The following is a 23,695-nucleotide window of genomic DNA, read 5'->3' as shown; positions in this document are numbered from 1 at the left end:
TCTTATTTACGACGTTGATGGCTGTATCGTCCCGCATTCGCTTTCTGTTATTACTCCCACTTCTTACGGCGGGTGCCGTTCACGGTGCCCCGAATTCCTTTATGCATCAGGCAGAAAACCCCTTTGATAACAACGGGGACAGTTTGCCCGATCTCGGCATGGCGACGCCAACAGACGAGGGGGAAAAGCACCTGGCCGAAATGGCAAAAGCCTTTGGCGAAGCCAGTATGACCGATAACGGCCTCACCACCGGCGAGCAGGCGCGTCAGTTCGCGTTTGGTAAGGTGCGGGACGCGGTGAGCGGCGAGGTGAATCAGCAGATTGAGTCCTGGCTCTCGCCCTGGGGCAACGCCAGCGTCAATTTACTGGTGGATGACGAGGGGAACTTTAACGGCAGCAGCGGGAGCTGGTTCATCCCCTGGAATGATAACAACCGTTACCTGAGCTGGAGCCAGCTGGGGCTGACGCAGCAGAGTGACGGCCTGCTGAGCAATGCCGGCATCGGTCAGCGCTGGGTTGCCGGAAAATGGCTGCTCGGCTACAACACCTTTTACGATAACCTGCTTGATGAAAACCTGCAGCGTGCCGGGCTGGGCGCGGAGGCGTGGGGCGAGAATCTGCGTCTGTCTGCCAATTACTATCAACCGCTGGCCAGCTGGCGCGAGAGTTCGGACGTGCAGGAGCAGCGCATGGCGCGTGGCTATGACGTGACCGCTAAAGCCTGGCTGCCGTGGTTTCATCATTTCAACACCAGCGTCAGCTTTGAGCAGTACTTTGGTGACAACGTTGACCTGTTCAACAGTGGAACCGGCTATCACAACCCGGTGGCGGTCAACCTGGGGCTTAACTATACGCCTGTTCCGCTGGTCACCCTGACGGCGGCGCATAAGCAGGGGGAGAGCGGTGCGAGTCAGAACAACCTCGGGCTTAAGCTCAACTACCGCTTTGGTGTGCCCCTTGCCAAGCAGCTTTCTGCCAGCGAAGTTGCCGCCACGCGCTCCCTGCGCGGCAGTCGCTATGATTCACCGGAGCGGGATAATCTGCCGGTAATGGAGTTCCGCCAGCGCAAAACGCTCTCCGTCTGGCTGGCGACTCCGCCGTGGGATCTGAAAGGGGGCGAGACCGTGATGCTCAAGCTTCAGGTACGCAGCACTCATGGTATTCGGCAGATCCACTGGCAGGGCGATACCCAGGCACTGAGCCTGACTGCACCGGCCAACACGCACAGCAGCGATGGCTGGAGTGTGATTATGCCTGCCTGGGATGACAGTGACGGGGCGAAGAACCGCTGGCACCTGTCGGCGGTGGTTGAAGATGAAAAAGGACAGCGCGTCTCATCCAATGAGATCACGCTTACCGTGGTTCAGCCGCTTGTCGCGTTACCTGACGACGACCCGCGCTGGAAGTTACTCCCGGATGAGTAATCCTCAGAAAATGCGTTCCTGATGCACCCACACGGCGGCTTCAACGCGGGATTTTAACTTCATCTTCTTCAGCATATGTTTCACATGCACCTTGACCGTGCTTTCGGTGATATCCAGACGACGGGCGATCATTTTGTTCGGCAGACCCTGGGCAATCAGCTTCAGAATATCGCGCTCGCGCGGGGTTAACTGGCTGACGTCGCGGTCGGAGGTGGCGCGGTTTGCCCGCAGGCTGGCGGCCAGCACCGGGGTTAACGCCTCGCTCAGTACCATTTCGCCTGCGGCAGCCTGTTGCAGGGCCTTGAGCAGATCTTCCGGCTCCATATCTTTCAGCAGGTAGCCGTCTGCACCGCGTTTTAACGCTGTGACGACATCTTCTTCATGGTTTGAGACGCTGAAGACCACCACGCGTCCCGACAGCGATTTTTCACGCAGCTTATCGAGCGTCTCCAGACCGTTCATGCCTGGCATGTTGAGATCGAGCAGGATCAAATCAGGATCAAGCGATTCGGCAAGTTCAATACCCTGTTCACCGTTGCTGGCTTCGCCAACGACGGTGATATCAGGTGCCATGCTGACCAGCTGTTTTACGCCAGTACGCAGCATCGGATGGTCGTCAATCAACAGGATGGATGCCGGTTCCTGATTAGTCATGGGTTTCTCCCTGGATAGTTGTGAGGGGTTTTTCGGGGATAAAGGTGACAACCACTTCTGTGCCACCTGTTTCTCGCCGACGAACCTGGCAATCACCGCGCAGGCTTTGGGCGCGGTCTCGCATGATAATTAAACCGTAATGGTTTGTCCGTTCGGCATTTTCCGGCACGCCGCGGCCGTTGTCATGAACCGTGAGCTTCACCTGATTATCGTGCTGGCTAACGGTAACGGTGACCGCCGTCGCGTCAGCGTGTTTTAGCACGTTGCTCAGCGCTTCGCGGGCGATCTGCAGTAAATGAATGGCCTGATGCGAAGGCACAAAACGAGGCGGTAACTGGTAATCGAGCTTCACCGGGAACCCCAGTCGGGCGCTAAATTCCTGGCAGCTTGCTTCCAGCGCCGGGCGCAGGCCGGGCTCGGTGAGCTGCAGGCGGAAGGTGGTCAGCAGTTCGCGAAGCTGGACCCAGGAGGTGTTCAGCTCGTTGCGGATCTGGCTCAGCAGCGCTTTGTTGCTTTCCGGCATTTCTGCGGCCTGCATTTGCAGACAGCTGACCTGCATTTTCATACAGGAGAGCGACTGGGCAATAGAGTCGTGGAGTTCGCGGGCGATGGTGGCGCGCTCTTCCATCACGATCAGTTGCTGCTGCTTCTCCTGATGGCGGTCGAGTGCCAGCGTGGCCGTCAGTTGTTCAACCAGCGTATCCACCAGTTGCTGCTGGTCGTGGCTCAGATGACGCCCGGCGGGCAGGGTCGCCAGCAGAATACCGTACTGGGTGTGGCTGTCTGTCAGCCGCCATTTTAGCGTCGTGCCGCTGGTGGTCAGCGGCGGTAAGCCGCGTGGGCACAGGTGGCAGCCTTTGTCATCGCAGGTCATGTCTGACTGACAGGTAAACTCCTGGTGATTTTCTTCATCTTCCATGTCGTACACCCGAAGCTCCAGGTCGTGCAGCAGGGTCAGATTCTGCAAGCCATTCAGGACCGGAGAGAGACGTTCGCACAGCGGCACCTGCATATGCAGGCGGCGATTAGCCTGCCACAGGAACGAGAGGATCTCGTTTTTCTGCTCCAGCCCCGCGGTTTTCTCCTGTACGCGTTTTTCCAGCACCGCGTAACTCTCGGCGAGTTCATCTGACATGGTGTTCAGCGCCTGGCCCAGCATCGCCATTTCGTTACGTCCGCTGATGTGGGTGCGCTGGGTAAAATCCCGGGCAGTCACCGCGCGGGCCATCGCCAGCAGTTGCTTCCAGGGATTTAGTAGCCGGGCGCGCAGCCAGACAATGGTGAAAATCAGCAACAGCCCCATAAACAGCGCCATCGCCCGGTGGATCATCACCACCCGGTCGATGCGTAATTCGGTGGTTTGATCGAAAGAGGAGACCAGGGTATCAATGCGGGAAACGAACCCGGCGACATCACGGGCAACGGTATCAGGATTTTTCGCCTGCTTTAACCCCGGCTCCAGCTGAGTGTGCCAGTAGCCCTGAAGGGCTTTAAGCTGGGATTCCTGACCGGCACGAATCGCCGCACTTTCCAGTTCGGTGCTGAAAGCGGTATGTTCCATATCGTCCAGCAGCTTCTGATCGTCCTGGGTTAACGGCACCGATGCCAGTAGACGATAACTCTGCATGCGTAGTGAGCCTGCCTCGTTGATGGCATGGGCATTACCCTGTACACCCTGTACCAGCCAGCCGGAAATCGCCATGCCGGTCACGCCGATGGAGGTAGACAGCAAAACGATCAGGGCGACCTGATTGACGAGTGTTAGCGGAGATAAACATCTTTTTAACATAGAGTTGCCGGGCTCCTGACGTGGCCTGCTTGCAGGAATGGCGTTATTCTGGTGCATACCCTGGAGTATACCCATACCAATAAAGGATTACCTCTAAATTGCCAATGGAGTAAGGCTCAGGGGGAGGAATGGACAGCGAGACGTCAGTCCTGTGAAAAACCACGTCTTTTTTACCGTTTTACTCTACTCACTAAGGATGATGGCTTTTTTTTCGCCGCAAATCCTCCCACTTTTCCTTTGATTTATATCAACTTACCGCCGCCCTAAAACCCTAATGTTTGCAGCATCATTCGAGAATCAGAGGTGTCTATGAGTCACACATCCGCTCCCGAAAGGGAAAATGGTGCCGTTATAACTGACTGGCGTCCGGAAGATCCGGCGTTCTGGCAGCAGCGCGGCCACCGTGTCGCAAGCCGAAATCTGTGGATTTCCGTTCCATGTTTATTGTTAGCGTTTTGCGTCTGGATGTTGTTCAGCGCGGTAGCGGTGAACCTGCCTAAGGTCGGATTTACCTTTACCACCGATCAGCTGTTTATGCTGACCGCGCTGCCGTCGCTGTCGGGAGCTTTGCTGCGCGTGCCTTACGCGTTCATGGTGCCGGTTTTTGGCGGCCGTCGCTGGACGGCGTTCAGTACCGGTATCATGATCGTGCCTTGCGTGTGGCTCGGTTTTGCGGTGCAGGACACCTCCACGCCGTTTAGCGTGTTCGTGATCATCTCTCTGCTCTGCGGTTTTGCGGGCGCAAACTTCGCGTCCAGCATGGCAAACATCAGCTTCTTCTTCCCGAAAGCGAAGCAGGGCGGTGCGCTGGGGATTAACGGCGGCCTGGGTAACATGGGCGTCAGCGTAATGCAGCTGATTGCACCGCTGGCGATCTCCGTCTCTATCTTCGCGGCGTTTGGCGGCGGTGGTGTGACGCAGGCAGATGGCTCTTCCCTGTATCTGCAAAACGCGGCCTGGATCTGGGTACCGTTCCTGGTGGTCTTTACCCTTGCGGCCTGGTTCTTTATGAATGACCTGTCTGCATCGAAGGCATCCCTGAGCGAGCAGTTGCCGGTGCTGAAGCGCGGCCACCTGTGGGTGATGGCGCTGCTCTATCTGGCGACCTTCGGCTCGTTCATTGGTTTCTCTGCGGGCTTTGCCATGCTGTCGAAAACCCAGTTCCCGGAGGTGCAAATTCTGCAGTTCGCCTTCTTCGGACCGTTTATTGGCGCGCTGGCGCGTTCGCTGGGCGGCATGGTCTCTGACCGTCTGGGCGGGACCCGCGTGACGCTGGTTAACTTCGTTGTGATGGCGGTCTTCTGTGCGCTGCTGTTCCTGACCCTGCCAGCCGACGGACAGGGCGGTAACTTCATCGCCTTCTTCGGCGTGTTTATGGTGCTGTTCCTGACGGCCGGGCTGGGAAGTGCTTCTACCTTCCAGATGATCTCCGTCATCTTCCGTAAGCTGACCATGGACCGCGTGAAAGCGCAGGGCGGTAGCGAAGAGCAGGCCATGCGCGAAGCGGCAACGGATACGGCGGCAGCGCTGGGCTTTATCTCCGCGATTGGCGCTATCGGTGGCTTCTTTATTCCAAAAGCGTTCGGGATCTCTCTGGACCTGACCGGCTCCCCGGCAGGAGCAATGAAAGTATTCCTCGTTTTCTATATCGCCTGTGTCGCCATCACATGGCTGGTATATGGCCGTAATTCCAAGAAAAATAAGTAAGTTTGATTATCCGTTTACGCGACCTTTGGGTCGCGTTTTTTTGTTTCCTCAGTAGTTACAACATACTCATGGCTTTTCTAACGTCCCGCCCGCAGGTAACTCTGTGATCGCCATCGCTTTTCAGCCGAGCCTACCCCTTAATACCCGAGATGTTAAAAACAGGCGGGCTTATTGTACGATAAATAAAAAATTCCTTTAAAAATCATTGATATATAAAAATAAAAATTCTACCGCTTTGGTGGTATTCGTTATAACACCTCACTTCATAGTCCCCCTCCGTCTTGATCGTTATCAATTCTCCCTCTCTTACAGGACGTTACCTTCGCTGCAAATCAGCAATGTCGATTTAGAGAGCCACAGGCTCCACACAGGAGATACCCGATGAGCAAATTTTTGGACCGGTTTCGCTACTTCAAACAGAAGGGTGAAACTTTTGCCGATGGGCACGGCCAGGTTCTGGATACCAACCGGGACTGGGAAGACGGTTACCGCCAGCGCTGGCAGCATGACAAAGTCGTCCGTTCAACCCACGGTGTAAACTGCACTGGCTCGTGTAGCTGGAAGATTTTCGTTAAAAACGGTCTGGTGACCTGGGAAATGCAACAGACCGACTATCCGCGCACCCGCCCGGATATGCCGAACCATGAACCACGTGGCTGCCCGCGTGGTGCCAGCTACTCCTGGTATCTCTACAGTGCGAACCGTCTTAAATATCCTCTGATGCGCAAGCGCCTGATGAAAATGTGGCGTGAAGCGAAGGTGCAGCACAGCGATCCGGTAGAGGCGTGGGCATCCATCATCGAAGACGCCGACAAAGCGAAAAGCTTCAAGCAGGCGCGTGGCCGCGGTGGTTTTGTTCGCTCCTCCTGGAAAGAGGTGAATGAGTTGATTGCCGCCTCTAACGTCTATACCGTCAAAACTTACGGTCCCGATCGCGTGGCAGGCTTCTCGCCGATCCCGGCGATGTCGATGGTCTCTTACGCTTCTGGCGCGCGCTATCTTTCCCTGATTGGGGGAACCTGTCTGAGCTTCTACGACTGGTACTGCGACCTGCCGCCAGCATCTCCACAGACCTGGGGTGAGCAGACCGACGTGCCGGAGTCCGCCGACTGGTATAACTCCAGCTACATTATCGCCTGGGGCTCCAACGTACCGCAGACCCGTACCCCGGATGCCCACTTCTTTACAGAAGTGCGTTACAAAGGCACCAAAACCGTTGCGGTGACCCCGGACTACGCCGAAATTGCCAAGCTGTGTGACCTGTGGCTGGCGCCTAAACAGGGTACTGACTCCGCGATGGCGCTGGCGATGGGCCACGTCATGCTGCGTGAATTCCACCTCGATAAACCAAGCCAGTACTTCACCGATTACGTGCGTCGTTATACCGACATGCCAATGCTGGTGATGCTGGAAGAGCGTGACGGCTACTACGCAGCAGGCCGTACGCTGCGTGCGGCGGATCTGGTGGACGCGCTGGGCCAGGAAAACAACCCTGAGTGGAAAACCGTCGCGTATAACAGCAACGGTGAGCTGGTGGTGCCAAACGGTTCAATCGGCTTCCGCTGGGGTGAGAAGGGCAAATGGAACCTTGAACAACGTAACGGTACAACCGGCGAAGAGACCGAGCTGCGCCTGAGCATGCTGGGCAGCCAGGATGAGATCGCAGAAGTGGGCTTCCCGTACTTTGGCGGTGAAGGTTCTGAGCACTTCAACAAGGTTGAGCTACAGAACGTGCTGATGCACAAACTGCCGGTGAAACGCCTGCAGCTGGCCGACGGCTCTAGCGCCCTGGTGACCACCGTGTATGACCTGACGCTGGCCAACTACGGCCTGGAGCGCGGTCTGAATGATGAAAACTGCGCGACCAGCTATGACGATGTGAAGGCGTACACCCCAGCCTGGGCGGAGCAGATCACCGGCGTACCGTGTGCGCAGATCACCCGTATCGCCCGTGAATTCGCAGAAAACGCCGACAAAACCCATGGTCGTTCAATGATTATTGTCGGTGCCGGTCTGAATCACTGGTATCACCTCGATATGAACTACCGTGGCCTGATCAACATGCTGATCTTCTGCGGCTGCGTTGGCCAGAGCGGCGGCGGCTGGGCGCACTACGTGGGCCAGGAAAAACTGCGTCCGCAGACCGGCTGGCAGCCGCTGGCGTTTGCCCTTGACTGGCAGCGTCCGGCGCGTCATATGAACAGCACTTCCTACTTCTATAACCACTCCAGCCAGTGGCGCTATGAGACGGTTACCGCACAGGAGCTGCTATCACCGATGGCAGATAAATCCCGCTACAGTGGTCATCTGATCGACTTTAACGTCCGCGCTGAACGCATGGGTTGGTTGCCGTCCGCGCCTCAGCTGGGCACTAACCCGCTGCGTATTGCAGAAGAGGCGAAGAAGGCAGGGATGTCGCCGGTGGATTACACCGTTAAGTCTCTGAAAGACGGTTCAATCCGTTTTGCGGCCGAGCAGCCGGAAAACGGTAAAAACCATCCGCGTAACCTGTTCATCTGGCGTTCCAACCTGCTGGGCTCGTCCGGTAAAGGCCACGAGTACATGCTGAAATACCTGCTCGGTACCGAAAACGGTATCCAGGGTAAAGATCTCGGCAAGCAGGGCGGCGTGAAGCCGGAAGAGGTGGAGTGGAAAGACAACGGTCTCGACGGCAAGCTGGATCTGGTGGTGACTCTCGACTTCCGTCTCTCCAGCACCTGCCTGTACTCCGATATCGTGCTGCCTACCGCTACCTGGTACGAAAAAGACGACATGAATACCTCGGATATGCATCCGTTTATTCATCCGCTGTCTGCGGCCGTTGACCCGGCGTGGGAATCAAAAAGCGACTGGGATATCTACAAAGACATCGCGAAGAAATTCTCTGAAGTCTGCGTAGGGCACCTGGGCAAAGAGACCGACGTGGTGACGCTGCCTATCCAGCACGACTCAGCTGCCGAACTGGCGCAGCCGCTGGACGTGAAGGACTGGAAAAAAGGCGAGTGCGAACTGATCCCGGGCGTAACGGCACCGCACATTATTCCGGTGGAACGTGACTACCCGGCGACCTACGAGCGCTTTACCTCTATCGGCCCGCTGATGGAGAAAATCGGCAACGGCGGGAAAGGGATTGCCTGGAACACCCAGAGCGAAATGGATCTGCTGCGCAAGCTCAATTACACCAAAGCGGACGGTCCGGCCAAAGGCCAGCCAATGCTGAATACGGCGATTGATGCGGCAGAAATGATCCTGACCCTGGCACCGGAAACCAACGGCCAGGTTGCCGTGAAGGCCTGGAAAGCGCTGAGTGAATTCACCGGTCGCGACCACACGCATCTGGCGCTCAACAAAGAAGACGAAAAAATCCGCTTCCGCGATATTCAGGCGCAGCCGCGTAAAATTATCTCCAGCCCGACCTGGTCTGGCCTGGAAGATGAACATGTCTCTTATAACGCCGGGTATACCAACGTTCACGAGCTGATCCCATGGCGTACTCTGTCCGGTCGTCAGTCGCTGTATCAGGATCACCAGTGGATGCGTGACTTCGGTGAAAGCCTGCTGGTTTACCGTCCGCCAATCGACACCCGCTCCGTGAAAGCGGTGATGGGCGCGAAATCGAACGGCAACCCGGAGAAGGCGCTGAACTTCCTGACGCCGCACCAGAAGTGGGGGATCCACTCTACTTATAGCGACAACCTGCTGATGCTGACCTTGTCCCGCGGTGGTCCGATTGTGTGGATGAGTGAAGCGGACGCCAAAGATCTGGGTATTGAAGATAACGACTGGATCGAAGTGTTCAACAGCAACGGCGCCCTGACGGCGCGTGCGGTGGTGAGCCAGCGCGTACCGGCCGGGATGACCATGATGTACCACGCGCAGGAACGTATCGTGAACCTGCCGGGTTCAGAGATCACCGAGCAGCGCGGCGGTATTCACAACTCCGTGACCCGTATTACGCCGAAGCCGACCCACATGATCGGTGGCTATGCACAGCTGGCCTACGGCTTTAACTACTACGGTACGGTAGGTTCTAACCGCGATGAGTTCGTGGTGGTACGTAAGATGAAAAATATTAACTGGTTAGATGGCGAAGGTAATGACCAGGTACAGGAGAGCGTAAAATGAAAATTCGTTCACAAGTCGGCATGGTGCTGAATCTGGATAAATGCATCGGCTGTCATACCTGCTCAGTCACCTGTAAGAACGTCTGGACCAGCCGTGAAGGGATGGAATACGCCTGGTTCAACAACGTGGAAAGTAAGCCGGGTACCGGCTTCCCGACCGACTGGGAAAACCAGGAGAAGTGGAAGGGCGGCTGGATCCGTAAAATCAACGGTAAGCTGCAGCCGCGCATGGGTAACCGTGCGATGCTGCTGGGTAAAATCTTCGCCAACCCGCATCTGCCGGGTATCGAAGATTATTACGAGCCGTTTGACTACGACTACCAGAACCTGCATAACGCGCCGGAAAGTAAGCACCAGCCGATCGCCCGTCCTCGCTCGCTGATCACCGGTCAGCGCATGGACAAAATTACCAGCGGTCCAAACTGGGAAGAAATTCTGGGCGGCGAGTTCGAAAAGCGTGCCAAAGACCAGAACTTCGAGAACATGCAGAAGGCGATGTACGGCCAGTTTGAAAACACCTTCATGATGTACCTGCCGCGTCTGTGTGAGCACTGCCTCAACCCGGCGTGCGTGGCGACCTGCCCGAGCGGCGCCATCTACAAGCGTGAAGAAGACGGCATCGTGCTGATCGACCAGGACAAGTGCCGCGGCTGGCGTATGTGCATCACCGGCTGCCCGTACAAAAAAATCTACTTCAACTGGAAGAGCGGTAAGTCTGAGAAGTGCATCTTCTGTTACCCGCGTATCGAAGCCGGTATGCCGACCGTTTGCTCTGAGAGCTGCGTAGGCCGTATTCGTTACCTCGGCGTGCTGCTGTATGACGCGGACGCGATTGAAAATGCCGCGAGCACCGAGAACGAGAAAGATCTGTACCAGCGTCAGCTGGACGTGTTCCTTGACCCGAACGATCCGAAAGTGATTGAGCAGGCGCTGAAAGACGGCATTCCGCAGAGCGTAATCGACGCGGCGCAGCAGTCTCCGGTATACAAAATGGCGATGGACTGGAAGCTGGCCCTGCCACTGCACCCGGAATACCGCACGCTGCCGATGGTCTGGTACGTGCCGCCTCTGTCGCCGATTCAGTCAGCCGCGGATGCAGGCGAGCTGGGCAGCAACGGCATTCTGCCGGACGTGGAGAGCCTGCGTATCCCGGTTCAGTACCTGGCAAACCTGCTGACCGCAGGCGATACCCAGCCGGTACTGCTGGCGCTGAAACGTATGCTGGCGATGCGCCACTTCAAACGTGCGGAAACCGTGGACGGCGTGACCGACACCCGTGCGCTGGAAGAGGTCGGCCTGACCGAAGCGCAGGCGCAGGAGATGTACCGCTACCTGGCCATTGCCAACTACGAAGATCGTTTCGTGGTACCAAGCAGCCACCGTGAACTGGCCCGCGAAGCCTTCCCGGAGAAAAACGGTTGTGGCTTTAGCTTTGGCGACGGTTGCCATGGGTCTGACAGCAAATTCAACCTGTTCAACAGCCGCCGCATCGATGCCATGGATGTGACCAGCAAAACGGAGCCGCACCCATGATTGAACTCGTGATTGTTTCGCGTCTGCTGGAGTACCCGGATGCCGCGCTGGCGCAGCATCAGCAGGAACTCTTTGATGCGCTCGCGTCCTCTGAAAACCTGGATAAAGAAGATGCCCAGACACTGGGCGTTTTCCTCCGCGACCTGTTAGCGCGCGATCTACTCGATGCGCAGGCGGATTACAGCCAGCTGTTTGATCGCGGTCGCGCAACCTCGCTGCTGCTGTTTGAACACGTTCACGGTGAATCCCGCGATCGGGGGCAGGCGATGGTGGACCTGATGGCCCAGTACGAGCAGCACGGCCTGCAGCTCGACAGCCGCGAGCTGCCGGATCATCTGCCGCTGTACCTGGAGTATCTGGCGCAGTTGCCAAAAGAAGAAGCGCTGGGTGGTCTGCAGGACATCGCGCCGATTCTGGCGTTGCTCAGCGCCCGTCTTCAGCAGCGCGAGAGCCGCTATGCGGCGCTGTTCGGGGTGCTGGTGAAGCTGGCGAATGCCTCGGTCGACAGTGAAAAAGTGGCGGAGAAAATTGCGGACGAAGCCCGCGACGACACGCCACAGGCGCTGGATGCAGTCTGGGAAGAAGAGCAGGTGAAATTCTTTGCTGACCAGAGCTGCGGCGAATCTGAAATTTCGGCTCACCAGCGTCGTTTTGCCGGCGCGGTTGCCCCGCAATATTTGAATATCTCTAACGGAGGACGGCACTAATGCACTTCCTGAATATGTTCTTCTTTGACATTTACCCGTATATCGCGGGCACCGTGTTCCTGGTGGGAAGCTGGCTGCGTTATGACTATGGCCAGTACACCTGGCGTGCTGCCTCCAGCCAGATGCTGGATCGTAAAGGGATGCACGTTGCGTCTAACCTGTTCCACATCGGTATTCTGGGGATTTTTGCCGGTCACTTCCTGGGAATGCTGACGCCACACTGGATGTATGAAGCGTGGCTGCCCATCGAAGTGAAGCAGAAGATGGCGATGATCGCGGGTGGCGCTTGCGGCGTGATGACCCTGGTGGGTGGTCTGCTGCTGCTGAAACGCCGTCTGTTCAGTCCGCGTGTGCGGGCTACCACTACCACGGCGGATATCCTGATCCTCTCTCTGCTGATGGTTCAGTGCGCACTGGGTCTGCTGACCATTCCATTCTCGGCGCAGCATATGGACGGCAGCGAGATGATGAAGCTGGTGGGATGGGCGCAGTCCGTAGTGACCTTCCACGGTGGTGCATCTGAACATCTGGACGGGGTGGCATTTATCTTCCGCCTGCACCTGGTGTTGGGAATGACCTTGTTTGTGCTGTTCCCGTTCTCTCGTCTGGTGCACATCTGGAGCGCGCCGGTGGAGTACCTGACGCGCAAATACCAGATTGTGCGTGCCCGTCGCTAATTTGTCGTTTTGATACTAACCCCGCATTCGCGGGGTTTTTTTTCGCCCCAGCCCAGGTTATTGCCTGCCGCAGCAAACAGGATCAGCGCGCCGCCCGCCAGTTGGGTAATATCCAGCGAATGCCCGAAGACCACATTATCGACAACGATGGCTACTACCGGATAGATAAAGGACAATGAACCGGTAATGGGCGTCGGAAGTTTTTGGATGGCGCTATACAGCAGCTGATACATGATACCGGTGTGGACAATGCCCAGCGTCAGTAAAATTGGCCACGGAAAATCAGCGGACAAGGCGGGCATACGGGCAAACGGCAGTAGCATTACCACGCCTGTCAGCACCTGAATAAACGCTATATGCTGTGGCGCGATGGATTTCAGTTTGCGGGCAATAATCGCCGTCAACGCATAGAAGAACGCCGCACCCAGTGCCAGACCGATCCCCGCGAGCCAGGCTGAGCCATGGGAACCGGACAGTTCGCCTGAGAGCAAAATTATCACCCCGCCGAAGGCAAGAAACAGCCAGCCCCATTTGACCAGACTGACGCGTTCGCCTAATAACATACCCATCATCACCAGCATAAAGGGCTGAGTGTTATAAACCACAGTGGAAAGGCCAATCGAAATACGTTCATAGGCAGCAAACAGCAGCAGCCAGTTCACCACTAATGCTACCCCGCCGAGAATAGCCAGCAGCAGAGAGGTACGGGTGAGGGGACTAAAGGGTTTTTGGCTCATCCGAATGAAAATGAACAGTGCGATTGTACCGATCAGACAGCGCCAGAAAACCACTTCTGACACTGGCAGTCCGGAGAGTAAAACAAACGCGCCAATCGAGCCGGAAATTAACATCGCCAGGCTCATTTGCCAGACGCCTTTATGTAAGTCACGCATCATTCACCTCCTGGTTGATGACGCTATTGTCGAAAATTGCTGTCGGGTTTTACAGGGTTGAGATAAGGTTAAATACGCGAATGGCTTTTTAAAATTAGGTGAAAATGATGGAATACCTTCTCGATGATATCGATCGGCAAATTTTGGCTTGTCTGGTCGACGATGCGCGTATGTCGCTGAAGGTGCTCAGCGGCCGTATCGGTCTGACCTCGCCCAGCACGGCAGAACGCCTGAAAAGGCTGGAAGAGCGTGGAGTGATTCAGGGTTACGGTGCGCGGGTCAATCTGGCGGCGTTAGGTTATACGCTGCAGGCGCTGGTGCGGGTTCGCCCGTTGCCTGGACTGTTACATAAAGTGGACAAAAACATCCAGGCGATGCCGGAGTGCATTGAAAGCGACAAAGTGACCGGTGAAGACTGTTTTGTCATCCGGCTGGTGGTGCGGTCAATTGAGCAACTGGATGTGTTGCTGGACGGGCTGGCGGAGCATGCCCAGTGTAATACGTCGATTGTGAAGAGCTCACCGGTGAAGCGACGCTTGCCGCCGATGTAAACGTCTGTCGCCGGGTGGCGGCTACGCCTTACCCGGCCTACGAAAGTGTGCTCGGTTAGGTTCTATTATGATTTTTTGGAATTGATGGTGCTGGGGGAAGGATTACTCGGCGCGTTGCGCCCTGCGGCATGGAAGTAATGGTGGTGGGGGAAGGATTCGAACCTTCGAAGTCGATGACGGCAGATTTACAGTCTGCTCCCTTTGGCCGCTCGGGAACCCCACCAGGGGTAATTCAAATTTTGAGGTCGTACTGAGAGATGGTGGTGGGGGAAGGATTCGAACCTTCGAAGTCGATGACGGCAGATTTACAGTCTGCTCCCTTTGGCCGCTCGGGAACCCCACCACGGGGTAATGCTTGTACTGGCCTGCTTCCTGCTAGAAGCGGGGCGCATCATATCAAATGACACGCCCCTGTAAAGCGTTACCACAAGAAAAATAAACTGGTTGCCTGATTTTTACCCGCAAAGCTGTAAAGCTAACCAATTCATTTCACTGTCGATTAAAGAATGATCGTTCTGTTACCGTAAACGAATACGCGCTGCGCCAGCACCTGATAGAGTGCGCGGCTCAGAACGTTCTTCTCAACATCGCGCCCGGCACGCATCATGTCTTCCGCCGTGTAGGTGTGATCCACATGAATCACGTCCTGCATGATGATTGGGCCTTCATCCAGATTGTCATTCACGTAATGCGCCGTTGCGCCGATGATCTTCACGCCGCGTTCATAGGCTTGATGGTAGGGGCGTGCGCCAATAAAGGCGGGCAGGAAGGAGTGGTGAATGTTGATAATTTTGTTCGGGAAACGCGCCACGAAGGAGGGTGTCAGCACGCGCATGTATTTCGCCAGGACAACGTAGTCCGGGTTGTGCGCTTCAATAGCCTCTGCCATCAGGTTGTCGTGCTCTTCACGCGTATGGCCTTCATGGCTCACCAGCTCGAACGGAATATCAAAACGCTCTACCAGCGTACGCAGCGTCTCGTGGTTACCGATAACGGCGGCGATTTCGACATCCAGACCGCCGTAGTTTGCTTTCATCAGCAAATCGCCCAGGCAGTGGGCTTCTTTGGTCACCAGAATCACGATGCGACGACGGCCTGCTGGCGTCAGCTCGCGTACGGAACCTTCCGGCAACGCGCTGTCCAGATCGGCAAGCAGAGTGGTGTCGTTGAAAATACCTTCCAGTTCGGTACGCATGAAGAAACGACCGGTACGGTGGTCAACGAATTCGTTGTTCTGCACGATATTCAATTCATGTTTGTAACAGATGTTGGTAATTCGTGCGATCAGCCCTTTTTGATCGGGACAGATGGTGCGCAGAACTTTACGTTGTAGTGATTGCATCGCCGGGAAATCCTGTTTGAGTATTTGCGAAGTCTCGGTTGTCGGGCGTTACTGCCCGCAACACTTTTTAAATTTTTTACCAGAACCACAAGGGCAGGGATCGTTACGACCAAACTGCGGGCGCGTTCCGTCAATATAATACCATTGCCCGCTTTCCTTTAAGAACCGGGAACGTTCGATAATGGCACCCGGTTTATTGTGTTCAGTAAACCGGGCAACAAAGCTGACGTAACCTTCATTTTCGTGACTACCGGGTGCGGATTCATAAACGGTAAGACCGAGCCACTGGGTATTGGCGAACCCGGCTTCGATCTCCTGTTTGAAACTGGCGGCCTGGCATGAGGGGTGCCAGGTTTTAATCAGGTAGTCTGCGTCTTTGATCACAAAAGCGGTATACCGTGAACGCATAAGGTGTGATGGGTCTGGTGCAACCTGATCGCCAGAAAGATATCGCTGGCAACATAGGCTATACTCCAGAGCGCTACCACAGGGGCAGAGTTGAGACACGATTCTCTTCCTGGAACAAAAAATTAAGGGCGTAAAACGCTTCGGGTAGCACCATGTTAACTGAGCTGTTGCGTTGACGCTATGTCGGGAATCCAGGGGAAGTAAAACAGGGCTAATGAGAAAGGTTAAAATTGGACTGGCGCTGGGCTCAGGTGCAGCCCGCGGATGGTCACACATCGGCGTGATAAATGCCTTAAACCAGATGGGCGTCGATGTCGATATGGTTGCAGGATGTTCGATTGGATCGCTGGTAGGTTCCGCCTATGCGTGCGGCAAATTGCCCGAACTTGAAACATGGGTGCGATCCTTCAGTTACTGGGACGTGCTGCGCCTGATGGACCTTTCGTGGCAGCGCGGTGGGTTGCTTCGCGGTGAACGCGTCTTCAACCAGTTCCGTCAGATTATGCCTCTTCAGGACTTCAGCGATTGTCAGCTGCCATTTGGCGCCGTGGCGACGAATCTCAGTACGGGACGTGAGCTGTGGCTGACCGAAGGGGATATCCACCTTGCCGTTCGCGTCTCCTGCAGTATGCCGGGCCTTATGGCTCCTGTCCCGCATAATGGGTACTGGCTTGTTGATGGCGGTGTCGTTAACCCCGTGCCAATCTCTTTGACGCGCGCAATGGGGGCTGACATCGTGATCGCGGTCGATTTACAACACGACGCTCACCTGATGCAGCAAGACCTCATGCCGGTCAATTTGCAAAGCGAAGATGCCGAGGCGGAAAAACTGGCCTGGCATGAGCGCTTACGCGGGCGAATTGGTCGGATAGCCGCGCGCCGCTCGGTCGCTGCACCCACGGCAATGGAGATTATGACCACCTCAATCCAGGTGCTGGAAAACCGCCTGAAACGTAACCGTATGGCGGGCGACCCACCGGATATTCTGATTCAACCCTATTGTCCACAAATCTCTACCCTTGATTTCCATCGGGCTGAGGCCGCCATCGCAGCGGGCTCTTTAGCCGTCGAAAAGAAAATGGACGAATTATTGCCATTTGTGCGAACCGCACGTTGAGCACCTTTTTTTGACTACTTCAGCAAAATCTGACAGGCGATAGTGCCGATAGCATGCCACTATTTAGTAACTGTCAGCCAGGGGAGGAACCATGACGCAGCCATTGGCCGGAAAACACATTTTGATTGTTGAAGACGAGCCCGTTTTCCGATCGCTACTGGATTCGTGGTTATCCTCGCTGGGGGCAACCACTGCCCTGGCTGAAGATGGTGTTGATGCCCTGGAAAAAATGGTCAGTATCACGCCCGATCTGATGATCTGTGATATTGCAATGCCGCGGATGAATGGTCTGAAGTTGGTTGAACATCTGCGTAATGAGGGCAACCAGACGCCCATACTGGTGATCTCCGCGACGGAAAATATGGCGGATATTGCCAAAGCATTGCGTCTGGGGGTGCAGGATATTCTGCTGAAACCAGTAAAAGATCTGAACCGTTTGCGTGAAACGGTATTGGCCTGCCTTTATCCGAATATGTTTAATTCCCGCGTCGAGGAAGAAGAGCGCCTTTTCCAGGACTGGGATGCTTTAGTCAGTAATCCGCCTGCCGCGGCCAAGCTATTGCAGGAACTTCAGCCGCCGGTACAACAGACCTTTTCACACTGTCGAATAAATTATCGCCAACTTGTGGCCGCAGATCAGCCCGGTCTGGTGCTGGATATTGCGCCATTATCGGATTCCGATCTTGCGTTTTATTCCCTGGATGTTACCCGTGCAGGGGATAATGGTGTATTAGCAGCATTATTACTTCGTGCGCTATTTAACGGGCTGTTGCAGGAACAGTTATCGCATCAGGGGCAACGGCTTCCGGAGTTAGGCAGTTTACTTAAACAGGTTAACCAGCTTTTTCGCCAGGCCAATTTACCAGGACAATTTCCATTGCTGGTTGGCTATTACCATAGTGGATTGAAAAATCTTATCCTCGTTTCAGCGGGTCTGAACGCCTCTCTGAATACCGGGGAACATCATATTCAGGTTAGCAACGGTGTCCCGCTGGGGACATTGGGTACGGCTTATCTTAATCAAATTAGCCATCGCTGTTCTTCCTGGCAGTGCCAAATTTGGGGTGCCGGCGGGCGGTTGCGGTTAATGTTGTCCACGGAATAAGCAGTTGGATCTTAATTTTAAGATTGCCTTACCTGTGTTTTGTGGGGAGTGCTACTATCGCTGCCCAGATTCATGCGTATTTATCCTAATTGATCGGCAACGCGTTCTTTTCAGACCCGGACTGTGTGATGAGGCTGATATACTCAACGCGTTATTTAATGCATAAAAGTTCAAAACTTGAACAGCTCAGGAGAATTTGAATGGCTGCCCTAAATTCGAAAGTCAGAAAGGCCGTCATCCCGGTAGCGGGATTGGGGACCAGGATGTTACCAGCAACTAAGGCAATTCCTAAAGAGATGTTGCCACTGGTTGATAAGCCATTAATTCAGTATGTCGTAAACGAATGTATCGCGGCCGGCATCACTGAAATTGTGCTGGTTACACATTCATCTAAAAACTCTATCGAAAACCATTTCGATACCAGTTTCGAACTCGAAGCCATGCTGGAAAAACGCGTTAAGCGTCAGCTGTTAGAAGAAGTTCAGTCTATTTGCCCTCCGCACGTTACCATTATGCAGGTGCGTCAGGGGCTGGCGAAAGGTCTGGGCCACGCGGTACTTTGTGCATATCCTGTTGTGGGTAATGAACCTGTTGCGGTCATTCTGCCAGACGTCATTCTGGACGAATATGAATCCGATCTCTCTCAGGACAACCTTGCTGAGATGATCAAGCGCTTTGACGAAACGGGCAGCAGCCAGATTATGGTTGAACCTGTTGAAGACGTGACGGCTTACGGTGTTGTTGACTGTAAAGGCGTTAATCTTGAACCCGGTGAAAGCGTGCCAATGGTAGGCGTCGTAGAGAAGCCTAAAGCCGACGTAGCGCCGTCTAATCTGGCGGTAGTAGGTCGCTATGTCCTGAGTGCTGAAATCTGGCCACTGCTGGCGAAAACGCCTCCAGGAGCAGGAGATGAGATCCAGCTGACCGATGCCATCGATATGCTGATCGAGAAAGAGACCGTTGAAGCCTACCATATGAAAGGTAAGAGCCATGACTGCGGTAATAAACTCGGTTATATGCAGGCATTCGTGGAATATGGCATCCGCCACAATTCACTGGGTGAAGAATTTAAAGCCTGGCTGAAAGAGAGCGTGGGTATTAAAAAATAACCTCGTCTGCAAATGATCAAGACCGGTGAGGCGATGCCCACCGGTTTTTTTATGCCCACAACTCAGGGTAACCACGCCGGTCTGTAAGGAACGTTAAATAGTACGATGTCCCAATATGACGGCATGTAAGGGGATGTTTGCAGGAATTGAGGATAAAAAAATCCCGCATTAAGCGGGATTTTTCTGAATACGTTAGGATTAATCCTTGATCAGGAAGTCGTCCAGCTGTTTACCTTGCTCATCCATGGCTTTTTTGATAACAGCAGGTGTACGACCCTGGCCAGTCCAGGTTTTAGTTTCGCCGTTCTCGTCGACATAGCTATATTTAGCAGGACGAGCAGCGCGTTTTGCTTTAGTACCGGTCTTCGCTGCAGCCATGCTGTTCAGCAATTCATTTGGATCGATACCATCAGCAATCAGCATTTCACGATATTGCTGCAGTTTACGCGTACGCTCTTCGATTTCAGCAGCAGCAGCGCTTTCTTCTTCGCGACGTTCATTAACTACAACTTCTAATTTTTCCAGCATTTCTTCAAGCGTTTCCAGGGTGCATTCTCTTGCCTGCGCACGAAGAGTACGGATGTTGTTCAGAATTTTAAGTGCTTCGCTCATTGTAGTAATCTCAAACTTATAATGGGGGGTGGTTTGTTGTCCTAATAATAGAGCGATAAATTCAGTTGTGCAATAGGTGGGAATGTAAGGAATTCAAAAAATACGGAATAATGGGCGCTATTATTAATTACGCTAACTTAAATTTCATACCCACACAGGCTCGCTTGTTATCACGCTTACCTGCTTAACCCGTTCGGTTGCATCTTTTTTTTGTGACATTTACCGCAGGAATTATAGTTGCGGCGGATAAATATCAGCCTTTTGTATTAGTTTCTGCCAGCGTTGCCAGGGCAAAAATAGTTAATAAATAGTGAATTTTAATGAACGTGGATTCCAGTATAAAAAGAAGTGTTATGTTTAGTGGGTTCGCGACATATAGAGCATGCTGAATCAGTTTACCTCCTGTTTTATCGCATTATTTTCCTGTACATCTCGTGGTTAACTGCGGCTTGAACCCCATACTCTGTGTGGTGTATCGCTGATGACCAGACAAAATATGATACAATGAATCATTGGGAATATTACACATTGATTAGGGTTTGACGGCCAATGGCACAACTTTATTTCTACTATTCGGCAATGAATGCCGGAAAATCCACGGCGTTACTGCAATCCTCCTACAATTATCAGGAACGAGGGATGCGCACCGTTGTTTACACCGCTGAAATCGACGATCGATTCGGTGCAGGTAAGGTGAGTTCAAGAATTGGTCTCTCGTCTCCGGCCAGACTGTTTAACCCACAAACGGACCTGTTGCGGGATATCCGTGCCGAGCATACTTCCCAGCCCATTCATTGCGTTCTGGTCGATGAAAGCCAGTTCCTGACGCGTGAACAGGTGCATGCGCTTTCAGAGGTCGTAGATGAACTTGATATTCCCGTTCTCTGCTATGGTTTGCGCACGGACTTTCGCGGGGAGCTATTTGCCGGTAGCCAGTATTTGCTTGCCTGGTCCGATAAACTGGTCGAACTGAAAACCATCTGTTTTTGCGGCCGTAAAGCCAGTATGGTGCTTCGTCTTGATCAGTCTGGTAAACCCTATGCAGACGGTGAGCAGGTGGTGATAGGGGGCAATGAACGCTATGTGTCGGTCTGTCGTAAGCATTATAAAGAGGCGTTGTCTGTGGGCTCCCTGACGGCGATTCAGCACGATAACCGGAAGTAGTTCCAAAGAACTCAAAGCCTGATCTTCAGACATAAAAAAACCCGCCAGAGGCGGGTTTTTTAACAGCGGTCAATTAAGCGCTTTTCTTCGCTTTTTTGTCAGCTTTAATGACGGGTGCTTCTGTTTTCACAGCAGCAACGTCACCTTCTTTGAACTCACGTCCGTAGAATGTATCCAGCAGGATCTGTTTCAGCTCGGAGATCAGTGGGTAGCGCGGGTTCGCACCAGTACACTGGTCATCGAATGCATCTTCAGACAGCTTATCCACGTGTGCCAGGAAGTCAGCTTCCTGAACACCCGCTTCGCGGATAGATTTAGGAATGCCCAGTTCAGCCTTCAGGCTTTCCAGCCATGCCAGCAGTTTCTCGATCTTCGCAGCAGTACGGTCGCCCGGTGCGCTCAGACCCAGGTGGTCTGCGATTTCAGCGTAACGACGACGTGCTTGCGGACGGTCGTACTGGCTGAAAGCAGTCTGCTTGGTTGGGTTGTCATTCGCGTTATAACGGATAACGTTGCTGATCAACAGGGCGTTCGCCAGACCGTGAGGAATGTGGAACTGAGAACCCAGTTTGTGAGCCATGGAGTGGCAAACCCCGAGGAAGGCGTTAGCAAACGCGATACCGGCGATGGTTGCTGCACTGTGGACACGCTCACGGGCAACCGGGTTTTTAGACCCTTCGTTGTAAGACGCTGGCAGGTTTTCTTTCAGCAGTTTCAGCGCCTGCAGAGCCTGACCATCAGAGAACTCAGAAGCCAGTACGGAAACATAGGCTTCCAGGGCGTGAGTCACAGCGTCCAGACCACCGAATGCACACAGTGATTTCGGCATATCCATCACCAGGTTGGCATCAACGATGGCCATATCTGGGGTCAGCGCGTAGTCAGCCAGTGGGTATTTCTGACCCGTTGCGTCATCAGTGACCACTGCGAACGGCGTAACTTCAGAACCTGTACCGGAAGTGGTGGTAACGGCGATCATCTTCGCTTTTACGCCCATTTTCGGGAACTTGTAGATACGTTTACGGATGTCCATAAAGCGCAGCGCCAGTTCTTCGAAGTGGGTTTCTGGATGTTCGTACATTACCCACATGATTTTCGCGGCGTCCATTGGGGAACCACCACCCAGTGCGATAATCACATCTGGTTTGAAGGAGTTAGCCAGCTCCGCACCTTTACGCACAACGCTCAGGGTTGGGTCAGCTTCAACTTCAAAGAACACTTCAGTTTCTACGCCAGCGGCTTTAAGAACAGAGGTGATCTGGTCAGCGTAACCGTTGTTGAACAGGAAACGGTCAGTCACGATGAGCGCACGTTTGTGGCCATCAGTAATCACTTCATCCAGCGCAATTGGCAGAGAACCACGGCGGAAGTAGATAGATTTCGGAAGTTTGTGCCACAACATGTTTTCAGCTCGCTTAGCAACGGTTTTCTTGTTGATCAGGTGTTTTGGACCAACGTTTTCAGAGATGGAGTTACCACCCCAGGAACCACAACCCAGAGTCAGGGAAGGTGCGAGTTTGAAGTTGTACAGGTCGCCGATACCACCCTGAGAAGCCGGGGTGTTGATCAGGATACGTGCAGTTTTCATCATCTGACCAAAGTGAGCAACACGTTCTGGCTGGTTATCCTGGTCAGTGTACAGGCACGAGGTATGGCCGATACCACCCATCGCAACCAGTTTCTCTGCTTTCTCTACTGCGTCTTCGAAATCTTTGGCGCGGTACATCGCCAGAGTAGGGGACAGTTTTTCGTGAGCGAATGGTTCGCTTTCGTCGACAACTTTAACTTCACCAATCAGAATTTTGGTGGTTGCCGGAACAGTGAAGCCTGCCAGTTCAGCGATTTTATACGCTGGCTGACCCACGATAGCCGCGTTCAGCGCGCCATTTTTCAGAATGATATCCTGAACCGCTTTCAGCTCTTTGCCCTGCAGCAGGTAGCCGCCGTGGCTGGCGAAACGTTCGCGAACAGCATCATAAACGGAATCAACAACAACAACAGACTGTTCAGAAGCACAGATAACACCGTTGTCGAAGGTTTTGGACATCAACACGGACGCAACAGCACGTTTGATATCGGCCGTTTCATCAATAACTACAGGGGTATTACCCGCGCCTACGCCGATAGCAGGTTTACCGGAACTGTATGCCGCTTTAACCATGCCAGGACCACCGGTCGCCAGGATCAGGTTAATGTCCGGGTGGTGCATCAGCGCGTTAGAAAGCTCAACAGACGGTTGGTCGATCCAGCCGATCAGGTCTTTAGGGGCACCGGCAGCAATCGCAGCCTGCAGAACGATGTCAGCGGCTTTGTTGGTCGCATCTTTTGCACGTGGGTGCGGGGAGAAGATGATTGCGTTACGGGTCTTCAGGCTGATCAGAGATTTGAAGATAGCGGTAGACGTTGGGTTGGTGGTTGGAACGATACCGCAAATAATGCCGATAGGTTCTGCAATGGTGATAGTACCGAAAGTGTCGTCTTCAGACAGCACGCCACAGGTTTTCTCATCTTTATAGGCGTTGTAGATATACTCTGAAGCGAAGTGGTTTTTGATCACTTTATCTTCAACGATACCCATGCCGGATTCGGCAACGGCCATTTTAGCGAGAGGGATTCGAGCATCTGCAGCAGCCAGAGCGGCCGCGCGGAAGATTTTATCAACCTGTTCTTGGGTGAAATTGGCATATTCACGCTGGGCTTTTTTAACGCGCTCGACGAGGGCGTTCAGTTCAGCGATATTAGTAACAGCCATAATGCTCTCCTGATAATGTTTAAACTC

At 53.9% G+C, this 23,695-nt stretch carries 18 protein-coding genes and 2 tRNA genes; 11 read left to right on the top strand and 9 right to left on the bottom strand.

From position 1 onward, the window contains the following. Positions 1-17: 17 nt before the first annotated feature. Positions 18-1,424, top strand: a complete 1,407-nt coding sequence (locus VF709_RS00775; protein ID WP_149896335.1) for a YchO/YchP family invasin — start codon at positions 18-20, stop codon at positions 1,422-1,424. A 3-nt stretch (positions 1,425-1,427) separates the two neighbouring features. Here VF709_RS00775 and narL read toward each other — a convergent pair whose 3' ends face one another. Continuing rightward, the gene (gene narL / locus VF709_RS00770) at positions 1,428-2,078 is read right to left on the bottom strand and encodes a two-component system response regulator NarL (protein ID WP_003856701.1); all 651 of its coding nucleotides are present in this window, start codon (positions 2,076-2,078) and stop codon (positions 1,428-1,430) included. Continuing rightward, the gene (gene narX, locus VF709_RS00765; RefSeq protein WP_149896336.1) at positions 2,071-3,867 is read right to left on the bottom strand and encodes a nitrate/nitrite two-component system sensor histidine kinase NarX; all 1,797 of its coding nucleotides are present in this window, start codon (positions 3,865-3,867) and stop codon (positions 2,071-2,073) included. The genes narL and narX overlap by 8 nt, the downstream gene beginning before the upstream one ends. Positions 3,868-4,176: 309 nt before the next feature. Here narX and VF709_RS00760 point away from each other — a divergent pair, with 309 nt between their 5' ends. From VF709_RS00760 to narI, 5 genes are all read left to right on the top strand, one after another. Beyond that, entirely contained in the window at positions 4,177-5,574 is a 1,398-nt protein-coding gene (locus tag VF709_RS00760; RefSeq protein WP_130626215.1) for a NarK family nitrate/nitrite MFS transporter, read from the top strand. 381 nt (positions 5,575-5,955) lie between these two features. Next, entirely contained in the window at positions 5,956-9,699 is a 3,744-nt protein-coding gene (locus tag VF709_RS00755) for a nitrate reductase subunit alpha (RefSeq protein ID WP_440230654.1), read from the top strand. Further along, the gene (gene narH, locus VF709_RS00750; RefSeq protein WP_013096257.1) at positions 9,696-11,231 is read left to right on the top strand and encodes a nitrate reductase subunit beta; all 1,536 of its coding nucleotides are present in this window, start codon (positions 9,696-9,698) and stop codon (positions 11,229-11,231) included. The genes VF709_RS00755 and narH overlap by 4 nt, the downstream gene beginning before the upstream one ends. Next, complete coding sequence (gene narJ / locus VF709_RS00745) at positions 11,228-11,938, top strand: nitrate reductase molybdenum cofactor assembly chaperone (RefSeq protein ID WP_038419837.1); 711 nt, start codon at positions 11,228-11,230, stop codon at positions 11,936-11,938. The genes narH and narJ overlap by 4 nt, the downstream gene beginning before the upstream one ends. After that, positions 11,938-12,615 (top strand): respiratory nitrate reductase subunit gamma, encoded by a 678-nt coding sequence (gene narI / locus VF709_RS00740; RefSeq protein ID WP_013096259.1) that lies wholly within the window; start codon positions 11,938-11,940, stop codon positions 12,613-12,615. The genes narJ and narI overlap by 1 nt, the downstream gene beginning before the upstream one ends. Here narI and VF709_RS00735 read toward each other — a convergent pair. Beyond that, complete coding sequence (locus VF709_RS00735; protein ID WP_440231016.1) at positions 12,612-13,508, bottom strand: DMT family transporter; 897 nt, start codon at positions 13,506-13,508, stop codon at positions 12,612-12,614. The two genes, narI and VF709_RS00735, sit on opposite strands and share 4 nt — an antisense overlap. 107 nt (positions 13,509-13,615) lie before the next feature. On the opposite strand from VF709_RS00735, the gene VF709_RS00730 reads away from it, so the two are divergent. Further along, the gene (locus VF709_RS00730) at positions 13,616-14,059 is read left to right on the top strand and encodes an Lrp/AsnC family transcriptional regulator (RefSeq protein WP_149896380.1); all 444 of its coding nucleotides are present in this window, start codon (positions 13,616-13,618) and stop codon (positions 14,057-14,059) included. Between the two features lie 138 nt (positions 14,060-14,197). Here the strand turns inward: VF709_RS00730 and VF709_RS00725 are convergent. The 4 genes from VF709_RS00725 to VF709_RS00710 all read right to left on the bottom strand — a co-directional run bounded on the left by VF709_RS00725 (position 14,198) and on the right by VF709_RS00710 (position 15,908). Beyond that, positions 14,198-14,282, bottom strand: a tRNA-Tyr gene (locus VF709_RS00725). A gap of 35 nt (positions 14,283-14,317) precedes the next feature. Then, a tRNA-Tyr gene (locus VF709_RS00720) sits at positions 14,318-14,402 on the bottom strand. A gap of 156 nt (positions 14,403-14,558) precedes the next feature. Continuing rightward, the gene (gene purU, locus VF709_RS00715) at positions 14,559-15,401 is read right to left on the bottom strand and encodes a formyltetrahydrofolate deformylase (protein ID WP_013096262.1); all 843 of its coding nucleotides are present in this window, start codon (positions 15,399-15,401) and stop codon (positions 14,559-14,561) included. Positions 15,402-15,449: 48 nt separating this feature from the next. Beyond that, on the bottom strand, positions 15,450-15,908 hold the full coding sequence (locus tag VF709_RS00710; protein ID WP_029883447.1) for a YchJ family protein: 459 nt from the start codon (positions 15,906-15,908) through the stop codon (positions 15,450-15,452). Between the two features lie 115 nt (positions 15,909-16,023). On the opposite strand from VF709_RS00710, the gene rssA reads away from it, so the two are divergent. The 3 genes from rssA to galU all read left to right on the top strand — a co-directional run bounded on the left by rssA (position 16,024) and on the right by galU (position 19,140). Beyond that, positions 16,024-16,926 (top strand): patatin-like phospholipase RssA, encoded by a 903-nt coding sequence (rssA, locus tag VF709_RS00705; RefSeq protein ID WP_440230651.1) that lies wholly within the window; start codon positions 16,024-16,026, stop codon positions 16,924-16,926. A gap of 91 nt (positions 16,927-17,017) precedes the next feature. Then, positions 17,018-18,031, top strand: a complete 1,014-nt coding sequence (gene rssB, locus VF709_RS00700; protein ID WP_013096265.1) for a two-component system response regulator RssB — start codon at positions 17,018-17,020, stop codon at positions 18,029-18,031. Between the two features lie 200 nt (positions 18,032-18,231). Next, complete coding sequence (gene galU, locus VF709_RS00695) at positions 18,232-19,140, top strand: UTP--glucose-1-phosphate uridylyltransferase GalU (protein ID WP_029883446.1); 909 nt, start codon at positions 18,232-18,234, stop codon at positions 19,138-19,140. A 198-nt stretch (positions 19,141-19,338) separates the two neighbouring features. Here the strand turns inward: galU and hns are convergent, their stop codons facing one another. Beyond that, positions 19,339-19,752 (bottom strand): histone-like nucleoid-structuring protein H-NS, encoded by a 414-nt coding sequence (gene hns, locus VF709_RS00690; RefSeq protein WP_008502781.1) that lies wholly within the window; start codon positions 19,750-19,752, stop codon positions 19,339-19,341. A gap of 549 nt (positions 19,753-20,301) precedes the next feature. Here hns and tdk point away from each other — a divergent pair. Further along, a complete protein-coding gene (tdk, locus tag VF709_RS00685) occupies positions 20,302-20,916 on the top strand; it encodes a thymidine kinase (RefSeq protein WP_062728686.1) in 615 nt (204 codons plus the stop codon). A gap of 73 nt (positions 20,917-20,989) precedes the next feature. On the opposite strand, the gene adhE is transcribed toward tdk, so the two are convergent. After that, on the bottom strand, positions 20,990-23,668 hold the full coding sequence (adhE, locus tag VF709_RS00680; protein ID WP_013096268.1) for a bifunctional acetaldehyde-CoA/alcohol dehydrogenase: 2,679 nt from the start codon (positions 23,666-23,668) through the stop codon (positions 20,990-20,992). Positions 23,669-23,695 lie beyond the last annotated feature (27 nt).

The sequence above is a fragment of the Enterobacter sp. Lyrl_3 genome (genome assembly GCF_051948675.1).
Taxonomy (GTDB): domain Bacteria; phylum Pseudomonadota; class Gammaproteobacteria; order Enterobacterales; family Enterobacteriaceae; genus Enterobacter; species Enterobacter cloacae.
This window is presented reverse-complemented; position numbering and strand designations above follow the sequence as displayed.

What these genes read in the sequence shown, in the direction of transcription:
- VF709_RS00775 (WP_149896335.1), top strand. Translation starts at nt 18, where the DNA reads ATGGCTGTATCGTCCCGCATTCGCTTTCTGTTATTACTCCCACTTCTT.
- narL (WP_003856701.1), bottom strand. Translation starts at nt 2,078, where the DNA reads ATGACTAATCAGGAACCGGCATCCATCCTGTTGATTGACGACCATCCG.
- narX (WP_149896336.1), bottom strand. Translation starts at nt 3,867, where the DNA reads ATGTTAAAAAGATGTTTATCTCCGCTAACACTCGTCAATCAGGTCGCC.
- VF709_RS00760 (WP_130626215.1), top strand. Translation starts at nt 4,177, where the DNA reads ATGAGTCACACATCCGCTCCCGAAAGGGAAAATGGTGCCGTTATAACT.
- VF709_RS00755 (WP_440230654.1), top strand. Translation starts at nt 5,956, where the DNA reads ATGAGCAAATTTTTGGACCGGTTTCGCTACTTCAAACAGAAGGGTGAA.
- narH (WP_013096257.1), top strand. Translation starts at nt 9,696, where the DNA reads ATGAAAATTCGTTCACAAGTCGGCATGGTGCTGAATCTGGATAAATGC.
- narJ (WP_038419837.1), top strand. Translation starts at nt 11,228, where the DNA reads ATGATTGAACTCGTGATTGTTTCGCGTCTGCTGGAGTACCCGGATGCC.
- narI (WP_013096259.1), top strand. Translation starts at nt 11,938, where the DNA reads ATGCACTTCCTGAATATGTTCTTCTTTGACATTTACCCGTATATCGCG.
- VF709_RS00735 (WP_440231016.1), bottom strand. Translation starts at nt 13,508, where the DNA reads ATGCGTGACTTACATAAAGGCGTCTGGCAAATGAGCCTGGCGATGTTA.
- VF709_RS00730 (WP_149896380.1), top strand. Translation starts at nt 13,616, where the DNA reads ATGGAATACCTTCTCGATGATATCGATCGGCAAATTTTGGCTTGTCTG.
- purU (WP_013096262.1), bottom strand. Translation starts at nt 15,401, where the DNA reads ATGCAATCACTACAACGTAAAGTTCTGCGCACCATCTGTCCCGATCAA.
- rssA (WP_440230651.1), top strand. Translation starts at nt 16,024, where the DNA reads ATGAGAAAGGTTAAAATTGGACTGGCGCTGGGCTCAGGTGCAGCCCGC.
- rssB (WP_013096265.1), top strand. Translation starts at nt 17,018, where the DNA reads ATGACGCAGCCATTGGCCGGAAAACACATTTTGATTGTTGAAGACGAG.
- galU (WP_029883446.1), top strand. Translation starts at nt 18,232, where the DNA reads ATGGCTGCCCTAAATTCGAAAGTCAGAAAGGCCGTCATCCCGGTAGCG.
- hns (WP_008502781.1), bottom strand. Translation starts at nt 19,752, where the DNA reads ATGAGCGAAGCACTTAAAATTCTGAACAACATCCGTACTCTTCGTGCG.
- tdk (WP_062728686.1), top strand. Translation starts at nt 20,302, where the DNA reads ATGGCACAACTTTATTTCTACTATTCGGCAATGAATGCCGGAAAATCC.
- adhE (WP_013096268.1), bottom strand. Translation starts at nt 23,668, where the DNA reads ATGGCTGTTACTAATATCGCTGAACTGAACGCCCTCGTCGAGCGCGTT.